Raw genomic sequence first — 14,491 nt, forward strand, 5'->3', positions numbered from 1 at the left:
AACATCCCTGTGCATAGTTTTCGGACTTTGTTGGAAGACCTGGGGACAATTTGCTTGAATACAGTAGAATGTACGATTAGAGAGGGAAGTTATCGTTTTTCTAAGATAACTCGACCGACCCAACTGCAACAATCATGCGTTAGATTTATTAGGGGTTTCCCTGATTTGTACCCAGTAACGGGGCATCAGAAATTCTCTTAATCCCTCCTACAGCATAGGTTATGGCCTTTTGTCAACGGGGAAGTCCAGTTATTAAGCTGACGTGGAGATGCTTAAAGGGAGCATCTTGCTTTTCCAAATAAGTTTTTGGACAATTCACAGTAAATATCTACAGATTTGACCGTTGGGCGGGTCTAGGCTTAACCATAGTCTCTGTATCGGTTTCAGGCTTTTCTTCTCATTTTAACTCTCTTAGATTGATGAAAGAGAGATAAGTTGTGTTGAGAAATGTGTAGAGTTGCGGCCGACCCTTGACTGGAACCCAAGCTCTCGTGATAACTTGTAAAGGAGTTATCGACAAGACACCATCAGCTAGACAACCCTTCCAGTTTCTCTATGTTTCATCCTAACCAATCGGAAACCCGTGAAGATATCCGCGAGTATGTAGCTCAACTACAGCTTCACATGGCTTTACAAGCTCGTAATCTCGTGCCTAGTCTGACTAATACTAGCGATAGTCGCGAGAAACTGCTGCAGGATACCCAAGCAACCATCGAAAAAATCGTTTCCCGTCATTTCTAGTTGACCGATTTTACCATAGTCAATTGAGCGGCAGGACAGGCAATACAATTGCCACTGCGCCAAGGGATTATCTAATGCAACCTGGGGAGTATTTTCGCCTCTCTTGGGTTTATGGTGATGGGCAAATCTTATGCAAGAGGGGGATTATAGGCCCCCACCAATCATAGCAGCCGCAGTGCAGGGTCGCAAAGTGGTCAGTGCTTGCGCCCATAATGTGATGCGGTCAACATTTTTCACCCAAGGACCCAGAGGGCCATCTTTTCTTGATTAGGTAAAAATTTCCCGACTGTCTCCTCAATTCTAGTCTCAACTTTACCATCGCTCTCGGGAATCTTATCTTTAGAATGACTGCCTAGCTAAACGGCTGCCCATTTATTGACTTAAATCTGTAATATGCCAGCAATTTTTTTCATTATTAACCACATGACAAAGTGGCCACTGCTGTGGTATTAATTTAGGATAGGAAGTTTTCGGGAGTCAGTCGTCGGTCGTTCATACCAAATTAGCCTACACTTCATCTTGATAAGAAAGGCTATATTTTTTGCAGCTTCTTAGGGAAATTATGACCACTAATCCTCTTAACTCGCTCATTTTAGAGCAGATTATAGCGTTTTTCAGTCGGCTGAGGTACAAAAGTTATGGTTTTTAGGCAAAAGGCAAGGGGCAAAAGGCTTCGGCCGTTAGCTCAGCATTCGACTTAGCTCGCCGAACGTCCGAAGTCTCACGCCGAAGTCCGAACGGCAAAAGGGAAGAAAAATAGGCGTACCTCACTAGCTTAGGAAACGCTATAAGATTTTTTTTAAAGGTCTAAAAAAACTATTTACCAACGCTATATTATAGATAGAAAAACTGCGTGGATATTAGAAAGTAAAATGGAAGAGCTAGATGAGGATCGGCTTGAACTTTTAGAACGACGGCTTGCTGATCGGGTGACGGAGCGAGTTCGTTCAGAGTTGTTGAAATTGTATGCAGCTATGGGGGCAACAGCGTTTAGTGTACTCGGTTTGGTCGGCTGGAATGTTTTCCAAAATCTTGAGTCTGGTATCAAAGAAAATATCAAAGATAATTTAGAGAAAGAGATTAAACCAACACGAATCCAAATCAATAAGCAGCTTGCAGAGACGGAAGTTTTAGCAAAACAAGCAAACGGGATTGTGGAAAAGGTAAAAAAACAATTAGATGCCTTCCAGCCGCAAGCTGAGAACCTGGACAATAACATTAAACTGATGGAAGAACTGAGTGTAGGAGTACAAGAACTGAGTGTAGGAGTACAAGAACTGAATACAAACTTAAGATCAGTACAAGGTTCAACTGAGAGAGATTTGGAGCCGACCGCCTCAAGCGTAAAGTCTCTTCAACGCCAACTGACAGAGTTAGCTATACAGGTAGATAAACTGAATACTATCGTCACAGTTAGTGTACAAAAACCGGGGGGCGAATCAGCACAGGCTGCCCAGCAAAGGAAAGCTGCTATTCAGTCCGTGATTTCAGCAACCCAGAAAGCAGAGCAAAGTTTAGCAAAAAAACGTGAAAGGACAACGGTGTTCTTCCAGTTCGCAGGGGGGAAACGTGAGCAGGCAAAGGCTCTATCGAAGGCCCTCAAAAAAGCAGACTATATTGTTCCTGGAGAAGAGAGGGAGGGTGGAGCCGCTGGTAAGCACCAAGTTCGATACTTCTACACTCCAGATAAGGAGGCAGCAGAAAATCTCGCCCAAGATGCGACCCGTGCTTTGCGGAATCTCGGATATTCTATTAGTCAAGTTCCTAATATTGAAGCAATACCTTTTGTATCTTATAGCGGGAAAAAGCCTAGTCAGGGAACTGTTGAATTATGGTTAGAAATTCCTTCAAGGTAGATTATTTATCGACGATAGGATATTCCTCTTTGCTGATAAGCATATTGTGTTGTTTGTCAACGAATCGGGCTATTTTCACTTAATGCGGCGTGCAGTGCCATTGTAAGGACTCTTAACCACAGGTAGGAAAGCGATCGCTTCTTATTGGGCGATCTGGCTCTGAGGTTGGGGAGGGCGAGTGCCAACGCAGTCAGACTGGCAATGCTACAGTCAGGAGGTTGGCAAAGTTCATGGCATAGGCGAGATGCTGAGAGGTTTATATCATTTCTCTAAATGAAAACTACATATCGAATTTAAGTCCCCCCAAATCCCCCTTAAAAAGGGGGATTTAGGGGGATTAAACTTCTGTAGTCAGACTTTGGAGAATTGGTATAAGAAAAAACTGGAAAAATTAGCTAAATAATCATTCAATTTCGGGGGGTGAATAGCTCCAAGGTGATTCTCAATTTTTTTAGGGAAAGAACGACCACATCTCATCATGAGCGATAATTAATTTATCTTGAGGTTTTGCCAAAACCCCGATCTGACGAGGAACAGCTGCATCTAAATCATTGGCAACTATTGTCAACTCCGCCCATAGTATATATGATAGTTGAACTCTAATTTAGGATCTAGCTGGGTCTAGAGAGGATAACATGGATAAGATCAAGGTAGGATTGTTGTTTGGTGGTCGATCGGGAGAACACGAGGTATCTATCAATTCGGCTCGATCGATCCTGCAAGCTTTTAATTATCCCGAAAATCTTGACAAATACGCCGTTACCCCCTTCTATATCGATAAAAATGGCTGTTGGCATTCGGCAGCAACTGCTAGACAAATTTTAACCTCTGGGCAACCCCTAGCTATTGAGAGTAATATAAAAGTCAATATCTGGCAATTTCCCCCAGAAGTGAGGGAAATGGAGGTTTGGTTTCCAATTCTCCACGGACCGAATGGAGAAGACGGCACTTTACAAGGATTACTCACTCTCATGCGGGTTGCTTTTGTGGGTAGTGGGGTACTGGGTTCATGCCTAGGCATGGATAAAATTGCCATGAAAACTGCTTTTGCAGCCGCTGGATTACCCCAAGTTAAGTATAAGGCTATAACCCGCTCGCAAGTGTGGTCAAATGCCTGTGTTTTTCCGCAATTGTGCGATCAAATCGCCGAGGAAATAGGTTATCCTTGTTTTATTAAACCGGCTAATTTAGGTTCTTCGGTGGGTATTAGTAAAGCACGCAACCGGCAAGAATTAGAGGCTGCTTTAGATAGTGCTGCTAGTTATGATCGACGGATTATTGTTGAAGCAGGAGTAACCGCAAGGGAGATCGAATGTGCGGTTTTAGGTAATGATAATCCCCAAGCTTCTTTGGTGGGAGAAATTACTTTTGATAGTGATTTTTATGACTATGAAACTAAATATACTGACGGGCGATCGAGTATGGTGATTCCCGCTAATATTCCTGATAAAATTGCTAATCAAGTGCGAGAAATGGCTGTAGAAGCATTTAAAGCTGTGGATGCTGCGGGATTGTCGCGGGTGGATTTTTTCTATGTGGAAAAGACTGGGGAAGTGTTGATCAATGAAATTAATACTCTGCCGGGGTTTACTAATTTTAGTATGTATCCCCAACTCTGGAAAGCCACCGGTTTAGAGTTTGATAAATTGGTCGATAAGTTAGTACAATTAGCCTTAGAAAGACAGGAAAAATAAGGTTAAATTACCAACATTTCTAGGATAGGAATTACCTATCCTAGAGATATTTATCAATTAGATAGTTTCGGGATCAATGCCCAATTCTCGTAATTTTTGGGCTAATTTTTCCTTTTCTAAGATAGCTTGTTCTTTTTCGAGGATAGCCTGTTCCTTCGCTTGTCGTTCCTGTTCCCTTTCTAAAAGAATCTGTTCCTTTGCTTGTCTTTGCTCTAATTCAGCTTCTTGGGGAGTGGGAACCAATTGACCATCGGTGGTAAAATAACGCAGTTTACGGTCAAAAATGCCTAAATAGAGTTCTAATTGTTCACTCCATAAATAGCCGTTTTCATTAGCAGCAATAGCCTGATATTGTCCCGCAATTAGTCTAAATCCTTGCAATTCTAAGGTATTAGGATCGAACCAGAAATAGTTAGGAGTGCGAAAGGTATTTTGATAGAGAATTTTCTTTTTAGTGCGGTCAATATTGGCCGTAGAATCGGAAAGAATCTCCACGATCACATTGGGATATTTACCCTGTTCTCCCCAGACTACCCAACTTTTGCGGGGACGTTTTTCTGTATCTAAAACCACAAAAAAATCAGGACCACAAAAATCACGTTTTTTCAGTTGTTCTTCGTTATAGTAGATAGTCAGATTACCGGAAGCATAGTAATCGTTTTTCTCTTGCCATAATAATTCTAGACAACTGAGGAGAATTATGATCTGTTGCAGGTGTAAATCACTTTCCAAGGGTGGTTCATCACTCCATAAATCGGTGGGGGGACAGGTAACTTCCGGTAAAATGTCGAGAGTTGTCATAGTTTTTCCCCGTTATACTAGCTTGGTTTAATTATAACTGTTACGCTCTTTTCTGGTCATAGAAAACTAACTTTTGGCTGACTCACGAGTAAAACTGTAGATAATTTGGGTAGCTAATTGTGGTAATTGTGAGAAATCTTCATCGGACATTTTTTGACGATCAAGTTTCATTTGTAATCCCGTCATCGAATCGTCTCCGTCGGAAATTAAAAATTCTAGGCGTTCAATTTCCGACCAATCTTTAATGTCATTTAATATCTTGTCAATAACCAGAAGATAAGGATGGGAAGGATTTTTATACCAATTACTGCTGACACCCTGACGAATATCTAAACCTAAATGTACGATCAAAGGGGCGCGATCAAAAAGGGCATTGGCTACCGGTCGGGTTTCTTCTTGGAGAGATAATTGATTAGCGCGACTTAACTGCCGTAATTTCTCTAATTGATGATATCTTTGCGAAATTGACGGCGGATTTTCCCCCCAACTGAGAGCGATGGTGACTAGATAGGTTTGTAGGAATAGATGTCCTAACTTTTCCGCTTTTGTGGCCAGATAATTGGAATTATAATCATTAGCCTCGATCAGCAAAGGTACTCGCTCGACTATTTCCAAACCATAGCCTTTTAATCCGGCAATTTTACGGGGATTATTGGTAATTAAACGAATATTTCTCACCCCCAAATCGTTGAGCATTTGCGCTCCCATGCCGTAATCGCGCAAATCGGCGGGAAATCCTAACCTTTCGTTGGCTTCCACCGTATCTAGTCCTATATCCTGTAAAGAATAGGCTTTTAGCTTATTAATTAAGCCAATTCCCCGTCCTTCCTGTCGCAGGTAAACCACCACCCCCAAACCGTTTTTTTCGATCATTTTTAGGGCAGTTTGTAACTGTTGGCGACAATCGCAACGCAAGGATCCCAAAGCATCCCCGGTCAGACATTCTGAGTGCATTCGTACCATTACAGGTTGATCGCCAAAGAGAGCGGGATCGCCTTTCACAATAGCGATGTGTTCGGTTTGATCTAATAAATTTCGGTAGGCATAAAGCTGAAAAGTGCCGAATTGACTGGGAAAATCACAGACCGTTTCCCGATGGACAAAGCGATCGTGTTTTAAGCGATAACCGATCAGATCGGCAATGCTAATTAACCTGAGATTATGTTGACGAGCGTATTCAAATAGTTGCGGTAAACGGGCCATGGAACCATCGGGATTTTGGATCTCACAGATAACTCCCGCCGGATACAACCCGGCTAACCGAGCTAGATCCACGGCCGCCTCCGTATGACCGGCACGTTTTAAGACCCCACCGGCTTTAGCACGAATCGGGAAGACATGACCGGGACGGGTGAGATCGTCGGGACGAGTGACCGGATTAATGGCAACTTGCACGGTTTTCGCCCGATCTTCTGCCGAAATGCCAGTTTTAACCCCTAAATGGGGAGCGGCATCGATGCTAACAGTAAAAGCGGTTTGATTGCTATCGGTGTTTTTTGTCACCATCAAGGGTAATTCGAGAGCATCAAGACGCTCTCCTGTCATGGCCAGACAGATTAAACCGCGAGCTTGCACTGCCATGAAGTTAATCAGATCGGGGGTGGCAAATTGGGCCGCACAGATTAGATCTCCTTCATTTTCGCGATTCTCATCATCAACTACGACAATGGCACGTCCGGCTTTGATTTCCGCTAAGGCAGTATCGATAGAGTCAAAAGCGATCGAAGTGACAGTCACAGGCATTAAAACGAGGGAATTATTTTCATTCTACAGGTTTGCTCGATCTGCTGAGGGTCAATTTCTGCCAGTTCCCTAGAAAAAAGTCTCCCGGTGAACCTGACGGCTGCCCGGGAGACTTTTAGTTATCTTAAGCTAGAAAATTAGTTCAAACTAGCGGGGGTGATGCTGGCAACTTTGCCACCGAGACGGTTGATCTGTTGCAGGGTGTTATTTAACTGTTCAAAGGGGACGATAACCGCTTTGCTACTGCGACGGACACTGGGATAACCCGGTTTGCTGATGGCGGCAATTTCCACGCGATAGAGCTTACCCACATTACCATAGGCCACACTACCACCAAGAGCTTTACTGGGGGTGTTGCGTTGACCGGAGGGACGATAGGCCCAACCATCGCTGCCACCAGAGGGACCGACCACTGCCGAAGCGCCGTTTTGAGCTAATTCCACCGCTAAACGGGAGGTTTTGCCGGCAATCTGAGAGCGATCGCTGTTGGCATAACCGCGATAGAGTTGGAACATCCGGGTAAATCCCACGGTTTTTTGACCGGGTTGGCTGGCAAAACCGCGATAGTAGGGAACGATGCTATCGCCGAAGTTTTCGGTATATTCGGCGGAATCGATGTAGGAGTCGATATCGGCCTCGAATCCTTTGTTTTCGTAGAGATCGAGGTGATAGACCACTTCCGACTCATCGTAGGGAGCGCGACCTAAAAGATGTTTGATATTAAGTTCGATGACGCGGGTTTGGAAGTTACCGTAGAAGAATTTGTTCTTATACAGTTCCGATTTGGCCACGGCGCGGACGAATTCCCGCACGGTGATCGAACCATTGCAGAGTAACGATTCGGCACTGGTAAGGCGCTCGGAACGCATGATATAGTCATTGCCTAGCACCTGACGATAGACAGCGCGAATAACCGCCTGTGCGTCGTCACGGGACCAATCGGGACGTAATTCCACGGGAGCAACCTCGCTAAAAGCGGTTGTCCCTAAACGGGAAGCTGCGGTAGTAATTGCCACTAAAGTTCTCCTACAAAAAAATGATCATTTTCTGACCGCTCAAAGCTAGGCGAGGATCAGTTCGATTACCTGGCCGCCTTGACGGTTGATTTCTTGCAATTTGTTCGATAGTTGCTCGTAGGCAACGAGATACTCGCTCACACTGCGACGCACACGGGTTTTTCGTCCCGCTTTTGCGCCACTCACCACGCGCAAGCGATAGAATTTGCCCCGATCGCCCCCAGCTAATCCGGTTAAGGATTGACCAGTTCCGTTAATATAAACGGGGGAAGCACTGTTATAGGCTAGTTCCCTGGTCAGTTTTCCCTCTTTTAACGGCGCCCGATCGCTGGTCGCATAACCGCGATAGACTTGGAACAGCCGACTAAAACCGACGGTTTTCTGACCGGTTTGGCTGGCGAAACCGCGATAGTAGGGGACAATGTTCTCACCGAAATGTTGGTTGTATTCGGGGGAATCGAAATAGGAATTAATTTCTGCTTCGTAACCCTGTTGATTGTAGAGATCGGTGTGGAAAGCGATCTCAGCTTGATCGTAGGGAGCGCGACCGAGCAGGTGTTTATAATTCAACTCGATCAAGCGATTTTGGGGATTGCTGTGGAAAAATTTCTGCCGATATAATTCTGATTGAGCGATCGCCCGAACAAAATCCCTGACGCTAATCGAACGATTGCGTAAGAGGGATTCTAGGCTGATCAGGCGCTCGCTGGACATCAGATGCTCGTTGCCCAAGATCTGTCGATAGGCCCCGCGGATCACCACTTCTACCTGTTCATCACTGTCGGTGGAGCGTAATTCCAAGCGGGGGGAACCGTTGTAGGGTTCAAATCCCAGTCTTTGGGCCGCTATCAAGCTAGTCATCGTCGATCCTCCTGAAACTAACCTTTAATGGATATAACAAGGTCTGGAAGAACAGGTGATTGCTAACCCTTTTGCTAACAACCTCCTGTCTTTCCAGACCAGCAGTTTTTTCGATCGGACTAGCTGAGAGCGTTGATAGCGTAGTCGATATAGGAGTTGGCTTCTACCGCAGGGTCGCCACTTAAACCATGGTTGGCTTTGATGTATTTGAGGGCTTCGATGTACCAGCTAGGAGACAGGTCGAAGGTGCGGTTGATTTCGTCGATACCAGCGATGAGGTACTCGTCCATCGGACCGGTTCCACCAGCAACTAAGCAGTAGGTCACCATGCGGAGGTAGTAACCGATGTCACGAGCGCATTTGTCTTTACCGCGTTGATCCGCCGCAAAGTTAGCCCCTTGCATTTGGGTGGTGTAGGGGTACTTGTTGTACACGGCTTGAGCAGCACCAGAGATCAAAGAACTGGCTCTTTCGGTCAACACTTTAGCGGCGCTGAGGCTGGCAGAAGCTTGACGAAAACGACCGAAAGCAACTTGGATTTCGGTGCTGCTTAAGAAACGTCCTTGAGAATCAGCGGCTGCTACGGCTTCGGTAAGGGGGGTTTTCATTGTTTGGTATCTCCCAATAATCTTGCAATAAGTTTCCTACGGTTCAATTGAGACTAGCCCCAGGGACTAGGCGACAGCAGCGGCGGCGCGGTCGAAGTAGCTGGCAATTTCAGACATTAAAGCACTGCAATCGCCGGGGGTGACACCGTTGCGATCGTTAGCGATGGACAAAGCAGCTTCTTTCATTTTGCTTACGCCAGCAGCTACGGAAGCTCCTGGTACTCCTAAAGCTACATAGGTTTCGCGCAGACCATTTAAGCAACGATCATCGAGAACACTGCCGTCGCCAGAGAAGGTAGCGTAGGTGACATAGCGCAAGATGATTTCCATGTCCCGTAAGCAAGCGGCCATACGACGGCTGGTGTAGGCATTACCACCGGGGGTGATCAGTTGGGGCTGTTCAGCGAACAGGCTACGAGCGGCGTTGGCAACGATGGTGGAAGCGTTACTGGTGATCCGGTTAACAGAGTCCATCCGTTTGTTGCTGTCGGCAACCATGGCGCTGAGAGCGTCTAGTTGGGAAGAGCTTAAATATTCGCCGCGAGCATCAGCTTGGGATACTACCCGGGTGAATGCGTCAAACATTGTGACAATCTCCTAAATTTAAATGGGATTTGCTTGCAATTAAAAGGTTTTCCCTCTTAAGGGATTTCACGGTGAGCCTAGACTAGCCTTGACCGCGATTGTTGCGACCTACTTTAAGAAACCTGAAAAAACTTCATGGCTCTCTCATAAATCACCTAAGGAGGTTAAACAAGTATCCAGCTTAACTTTTGTCTGTTATCTTGGCCCCTCAAATTAAATTTATACACTGCTGTCGAAACTTTGTTTGTTACATATTATTAAGTTTTTTGCTGTCTTTTTGTAACAGTCACTTAACAATAACTCGATCGAGTTGGTCATCAATTCCTGACCATGGCTCAAAGCCTCTCACCGTCGGGAAATCAGAGACAGCAAGGCTTTAAGGGTATAAAGGGCAGCAAGATAAAAATTTTAAGTTTTTTTTAATATTTCCCCGCTTTCCCTTCCCCTATTGCCCAAGGATTGCCCTTTCCGGCGCTCAAATTACGATGAAGTTTTGTAAAGAAGGGTGTGGGGAGTGGGGAGTGGGGGAGTGGGGAAGTGGGGAGCGGGGAAGTGGGGGTGTGGGGAAGTGGGGAGCGGGGAAGTGGGGGTGTGGGGAAGTGGGGAAGCTGTCTCATCACCCTATCACCCCAAAACCCTATCACCCCAAAACCCTATCACCCTATCTCCTGACGACCAACGACCGACGACCGACGTTAAACTAGAAATCGGTGCTCAAAAAATCTAGCCGTCCGAACCCGATGATTTCCTCCTTTCCCGTTCCTAATAGCTTAAATTGCCCTCAAATTCGCCTTGCCATTCGTTGCCTGCAGCCGCAATTAGTCCACTGGCGCCGACAAATACACCAAAAACCAGAACTAGGCTTTCAAGAACATCTCACCGCCTCCTTAATCAGTCAAACCCTGACTAAATACGGAATTGAGCATCAAACCGGCATCGCCGGCACCGGAATTGTCGCCACCATCGAAGGCAGTCAACCGGGGCCAGTTTTAGCCCTGCGGGCCGATATGGATGCACTACCGATCGCCGAAGAAAACCAAGTCCCCTATCGTTCCCAACATCCGGGCCAAATGCACGCCTGTGGTCACGATGGCCACACAGCGATCGCCCTCGGCACAGCAGTTTACATAGCACAAAACCGTCACGATGTCAAGGGGACAGTAAAAATTATTTTCCAACCCGCCGAAGAGGGGCCGGGGGGGGCGAAACCGATGATCGAAGCGGGAGTGCTGAAAAATCCCGACGTGGAGGGAATTATCGGGCTGCATCTCTGGAATAATCTGCCTTTAGGGACAGTGGGCGTGAAAAATGGTCCGTTAATGGCGGCGGTGGAATGTTTCGATCTCCAGATTCAAGGCCGGGGCGGCCACGGGGCAATTCCCCATCAAACCGTCGATTCACTACTGGTGGCGGCCCAAATCGTCAACGCCTTGCAAACCATCGTCGCCCGCAACCTCAACCCCCTCGATGCTGCCGTGGTGACTGTGGGTAAATTAGCAGCGGGAACCGCTAGAAACGTGATCGCCGATAGTGCTAATCTCAGTGGGACGGTGCGCTATTTCAATCCCCAGTTAGGGGGCTATTTCCGACAACGGATGGCAGAAATTATCGCGGGCATCTGCCAAAGTCAGGGGGCTAGTTATCAATTCGATTACTGGCAATTGTATCCCCCGGTAATCAATCATGATCAGATGGCGGAATTAGTGCGCTCAATCGCCGCACAAGTGGTGGAAACCCCGGCCGGAATCGTTCCCGAATGTCAAACCATGGGAGGGGAAGATATGTCATTCTTTTTACAGGAAGTACCAGGCTGTTATTTCTTCTTGGGGTCTGCCAATCCCGAATTAGGATTAGCCTATCCCCACCATCATCCCCGCTTTGATTTTGATGAATCGGTGTTAGCGATGGGAGTCGAGATTTTTGTCCGTTGCGTCGAAAAATTCGGCAACTCTAGGACTTTCTAGAAATCCGTTCAAGGTGAACAGTTTTTGTCAAACCTGAAACCGCTAAACTGATCACTGAATCAGACGAGTAAAAAAACGCATGAATAATAATATCCAGGAAAACGATGCCCAACGGGTGAAAATCCTCAGCGAGGCCCTACCCTATATACAAGAATTTCGCGGTCGTACCGTAGTGGTTAAATACGGTGGTGCGGCCATGAATAACAGCGATATCAAAGACACGGTCATGCGAGATATCGTTTTTCTCTCCTGTGTGGGGGTTCGTCCCGTTATTGTCCACGGCGGCGGTCCAGAAATCAATAGTTGGCTGGATAAATTAGGCATTGAACCCCAATTTAAAGACGGTTTACGCGTCACCGATGCCGACACCATGGATGTGGTAGAAATGGTGCTGGTGGGACGCGTCAATAAAGAAATTGTTGCCCTGATCAATCAAGCCGGCGGTAAAGCGGTAGGATTATGCGGTAAGGATGGCAATCTGATCACTGCTCGTCCCGTGGGTAAAGAGGGCATTGGTTTTGTTGGAGAAGTCAGCAGTGTCGATACTAGCGTCGTCGAATCCTTGGTCAATAGTGGCTATATTCCCGTGATTTCCAGTGTGGCCGCCGATGAAACCGGCCAAGCTCATAATATCAATGCCGATACGGTAGCCGGAGAAATAGCGGCGGCTTTAGGGGCAGCTAAACTGATTTTGATGACCGATACAGCCGGAATTTTAGAGAATTACAAGGATCCTTCCACTTTATTGGCTAAATTAGATATCCAACAGGCCCGGGAGTTGATTCAAAAAGGCATCGTTGCCGGCGGGATGATTCCCAAAGTTGGCTGCTGCGTGCGATCGCTAGCCCAGGGAGTTCAGGCTGCTCATATTATCGATGGTCGTCTTCCCCACGCCCTTTTACTGGAAATTTTCACCGATCAAGGCATCGGTTCCATGATTGTGGCCTCCAGTTATACTAATCTATAGTAGTAATTACCGTACTTTTGGTTAAAAAGACTTGCCTAAAACCAGAGATCTGGTGTACAAGTAAGTTAATAAACGCGCTTCTCGCTCCTTTGTAATGGCAAAAGTCTTAGTCTTGAGTTAGTTTAGCCGGGAAGCGCAAAATCCGAAGTTTTCATAGCAATTGAATTTATGACCAAACAAGCTGTAGCTCACCCGATGGTGAAGTTTCAACGCAAGGTTAGCAAGTGGATAGATGCAAAAGTAGTCAAACCTAGCGATAGTATCTGGAAACTGGCTCTTTTATACGGAGATGAGTGGGGATACTGGAAGCAAGAGTTGCTCGATTTCGGTTTCTCCATGCAAGACCCTCTCAGCGAAGTGGTAGCGGTAGAAGCTTGGGACGAGGAATAAGCGACCATCGACTCAAAAGCCGCTTTCTACCAAGATTATCGCCATGGGATCGACTCCGATTATCCTTTCCGCTCTGGTTATCTTATCCTTAAGCGCGAGTTGTTCTCCCGGGACCGAAACCCAACCACCGCCACCGGCGGCCCGTACTACTACCGTCAACGTCACCAGGGCTAAACCAGCAACCATCGAACGCAATCTCGATTACACAGGAACCACCCGACCTTTAAAAGTCGTTTCTCTGCGATCGCAAGCCACGGGTCAGTTACTCAATCTCCTCGTCGATGTGGGAGATGAGGTGCAATTAGGGCAAATCCTCGCCCGTGTTGATGATCGTCTCCTCGCCACCGTTGTCCTGCAAGAAAAAGCCGCCTTGTCGGCCTTAGAAGCGGAATTAGCCCGGGCGAGAATTGAAGTCAGTAACGCTGAAATTGAAGTGGAGCGCCTACAACTACAATACCAACAGACCAAAAATGATGCCGAGCGCCTGCAAAAATTAGCCCTAGAAGGGGCGATTCCCCTGCAACAGGGCGAAACAGCCCAAACCACGGCGGCAGTAGCTTTAAAAGCCGTTAATAGCGGGCGATCAAGAATTAAAGTCGAGGAGCAGGTAGTGGCGGCAATTATCGGGAGAATTGCCGCCCAAAAATCGGTCATCGCTCAGGAACAACAACGTCAGGCCTACGCTATTCTTAAATCACCAGCGACGGGGATAGTTATCGAAAAACTGAAAGAGCCGGGGGATTTAGTCAGTATCGGCGATGAAGTCCTCAAAATTGGCGATTTTCAACAGGTCAAGGTGGTAGTATTATTATCGGAATTGGATTTAAAAACGATTAATTTAGGACAAAAGGTTAATGTCAGCCTTGATGCTTTCGGTGAGAGAAATTTTTCCGGTCGCATCACCAGGATTTTTCCCCTCAGCCAAGGCACGGCCCGGCGGATTCCCGTGGAGATTGCTCTACCCAATGGGGATGGTTTAATCAAAGGGGGATTATTGGCCCGGGTACGGTTTAATAATAATTCTGCCCCTCAGGTGATTGTTCCCGAAACAGCAATTGTCAGTCAAGGGGAATCCTCGGCCATTTTCGTCCTTTCCGAGGAGAACTCGCAAGTAGAAAAACGTCCCGTTCGTCTCGGTCAAGCGCTTGACGGTCAAGTAGAAATTATCACTGGACTCGAACCGGGGGAGCGTTTCGTCGTTAATAGTAGTAAACCTTTGCAAAATGGTGAAAAAGTCCGGGTCAGTATCCTGAGTAATCCTTGAG

13 protein-coding genes and 1 pseudogene are annotated in these 14,491 nt (G+C 46.5%); 8 read left to right on the forward strand and 6 right to left on the reverse strand.

The window, feature by feature from the left end; genetic code table 11:
* From IM500_RS24565 to IM500_RS16930, 4 genes and pseudogenes are all read left to right on the forward strand, one after another.
* Positions 1-178, forward strand: a pseudogene (locus tag IM500_RS24565) (IS1634 family transposase); the annotation flags it as partial.
* Positions 179-555: 377 nt separating this feature from the next.
* The gene (locus IM500_RS16920; RefSeq protein ID WP_002759041.1) at positions 556-741 is read left to right on the forward strand and encodes a hypothetical protein; all 186 of its coding nucleotides are present in this window, start codon (positions 556-558) and stop codon (positions 739-741) included.
* A gap of 872 nt (positions 742-1,613) precedes the next feature.
* Entirely contained in the window at positions 1,614-2,597 is a 984-nt protein-coding gene (locus tag IM500_RS16925; protein WP_287739093.1) for a methyl-accepting chemotaxis protein, read from the forward strand.
* 635 nt (positions 2,598-3,232) lie between these two features.
* Positions 3,233-4,291, forward strand: a complete 1,059-nt coding sequence (locus IM500_RS16930; protein WP_287739095.1) for a D-alanine--D-alanine ligase family protein — start codon at positions 3,233-3,235, stop codon at positions 4,289-4,291.
* Between the two features lie 57 nt (positions 4,292-4,348).
* Here the strand turns inward: IM500_RS16930 and IM500_RS16935 are convergent, their stop codons facing one another.
* The 6 genes from IM500_RS16935 to cpcB all read right to left on the reverse strand — a co-directional run bounded on the left by IM500_RS16935 (position 4,349) and on the right by cpcB (position 9,905).
* The gene (locus tag IM500_RS16935) at positions 4,349-5,092 is read right to left on the reverse strand and encodes a Uma2 family endonuclease (protein ID WP_287739096.1); all 744 of its coding nucleotides are present in this window, start codon (positions 5,090-5,092) and stop codon (positions 4,349-4,351) included.
* A 66-nt stretch (positions 5,093-5,158) separates the two neighbouring features.
* A complete protein-coding gene (ribBA, locus tag IM500_RS16940; protein WP_287739097.1) occupies positions 5,159-6,835 on the reverse strand; it encodes a bifunctional 3,4-dihydroxy-2-butanone-4-phosphate synthase/GTP cyclohydrolase II in 1,677 nt (558 codons plus the stop codon).
* A 137-nt stretch (positions 6,836-6,972) separates the two neighbouring features.
* The gene (locus IM500_RS16945) at positions 6,973-7,851 is read right to left on the reverse strand and encodes a phycobilisome linker polypeptide (RefSeq protein ID WP_287739098.1); all 879 of its coding nucleotides are present in this window, start codon (positions 7,849-7,851) and stop codon (positions 6,973-6,975) included.
* Between the two features lie 45 nt (positions 7,852-7,896).
* Positions 7,897-8,712: a phycobilisome linker polypeptide gene (locus tag IM500_RS16950; RefSeq protein WP_190722402.1), complete on the reverse strand. Its 816-nt coding sequence runs from the start codon at positions 8,710-8,712 to the stop codon at positions 7,897-7,899.
* Between the two features lie 119 nt (positions 8,713-8,831).
* A complete protein-coding gene (cpcA, locus tag IM500_RS16955; RefSeq protein WP_190722401.1) occupies positions 8,832-9,320 on the reverse strand; it encodes a C-phycocyanin subunit alpha in 489 nt (162 codons plus the stop codon).
* Between the two features lie 66 nt (positions 9,321-9,386).
* Positions 9,387-9,905 carry a C-phycocyanin subunit beta gene (gene cpcB, locus IM500_RS16960; protein WP_002771747.1) on the reverse strand — a complete coding sequence of 173 codons (519 nt, stop codon included), beginning with the start codon at positions 9,903-9,905 and terminating at the stop codon, positions 9,387-9,389.
* 740 nt (positions 9,906-10,645) lie between these two features.
* Here cpcB and IM500_RS16965 point away from each other — a divergent pair.
* The 4 genes from IM500_RS16965 to IM500_RS16980 all read left to right on the forward strand — a co-directional run bounded on the left by IM500_RS16965 (position 10,646) and on the right by IM500_RS16980 (position 14,490).
* The gene (locus IM500_RS16965) at positions 10,646-11,869 is read left to right on the forward strand and encodes a M20 family metallopeptidase (protein ID WP_190722411.1); all 1,224 of its coding nucleotides are present in this window, start codon (positions 10,646-10,648) and stop codon (positions 11,867-11,869) included.
* 79 nt (positions 11,870-11,948) lie between these two features.
* Complete coding sequence (gene argB, locus IM500_RS16970) at positions 11,949-12,836, forward strand: acetylglutamate kinase (RefSeq protein WP_190722400.1); 888 nt, start codon at positions 11,949-11,951, stop codon at positions 12,834-12,836.
* Between the two features lie 168 nt (positions 12,837-13,004).
* Positions 13,005-13,226, forward strand: coding sequence for a DUF4327 family protein (locus IM500_RS16975; protein WP_002759020.1), 222 nt, complete (start codon positions 13,005-13,007; stop codon positions 13,224-13,226).
* Positions 13,227-13,269: 43 nt separating this feature from the next.
* Complete coding sequence (locus IM500_RS16980) at positions 13,270-14,490, forward strand: efflux RND transporter periplasmic adaptor subunit (RefSeq protein WP_190722399.1); 1,221 nt, start codon at positions 13,270-13,272, stop codon at positions 14,488-14,490.
* Position 14,491 lies beyond the last annotated feature (1 nt).

It is taken from the genome of Microcystis sp. M179S2 (assembly GCF_020245805.1).
GTDB lineage: Bacteria > Cyanobacteriota > Cyanobacteriia > Cyanobacteriales > Microcystaceae > Microcystis > Microcystis aeruginosa.

Excerpts from the sequence above, each read along its gene's own strand:
- IM500_RS16920 (WP_002759041.1), top strand. The coding sequence starts at position 556 with ATGTTTCATCCTAACCAATCGGAAACCCGTGAAGATATCCGCGAGTAT.
- IM500_RS16925 (WP_287739093.1), top strand. The coding sequence starts at position 1,614 with ATGGAAGAGCTAGATGAGGATCGGCTTGAACTTTTAGAACGACGGCTT.
- IM500_RS16930 (WP_287739095.1), top strand. The coding sequence starts at position 3,233 with ATGGATAAGATCAAGGTAGGATTGTTGTTTGGTGGTCGATCGGGAGAA.
- IM500_RS16935 (WP_287739096.1), bottom strand. The coding sequence starts at position 5,092 with ATGACAACTCTCGACATTTTACCGGAAGTTACCTGTCCCCCCACCGAT.
- ribBA (WP_287739097.1), bottom strand. The coding sequence starts at position 6,835 with ATGCCTGTGACTGTCACTTCGATCGCTTTTGACTCTATCGATACTGCC.
- IM500_RS16950 (WP_190722402.1), bottom strand. The coding sequence starts at position 8,712 with ATGACTAGCTTGATAGCGGCCCAAAGACTGGGATTTGAACCCTACAAC.
- cpcA (WP_190722401.1), bottom strand. The coding sequence starts at position 9,320 with ATGAAAACCCCCCTTACCGAAGCCGTAGCAGCCGCTGATTCTCAAGGA.
- cpcB (WP_002771747.1), bottom strand. The coding sequence starts at position 9,905 with ATGTTTGACGCATTCACCCGGGTAGTATCCCAAGCTGATGCTCGCGGC.
- IM500_RS16965 (WP_190722411.1), top strand. The coding sequence starts at position 10,646 with ATGATTTCCTCCTTTCCCGTTCCTAATAGCTTAAATTGCCCTCAAATT.
- argB (WP_190722400.1), top strand. The coding sequence starts at position 11,949 with ATGAATAATAATATCCAGGAAAACGATGCCCAACGGGTGAAAATCCTC.
- IM500_RS16975 (WP_002759020.1), top strand. The coding sequence starts at position 13,005 with ATGACCAAACAAGCTGTAGCTCACCCGATGGTGAAGTTTCAACGCAAG.
- IM500_RS16980 (WP_190722399.1), top strand. The coding sequence starts at position 13,270 with ATGGGATCGACTCCGATTATCCTTTCCGCTCTGGTTATCTTATCCTTA.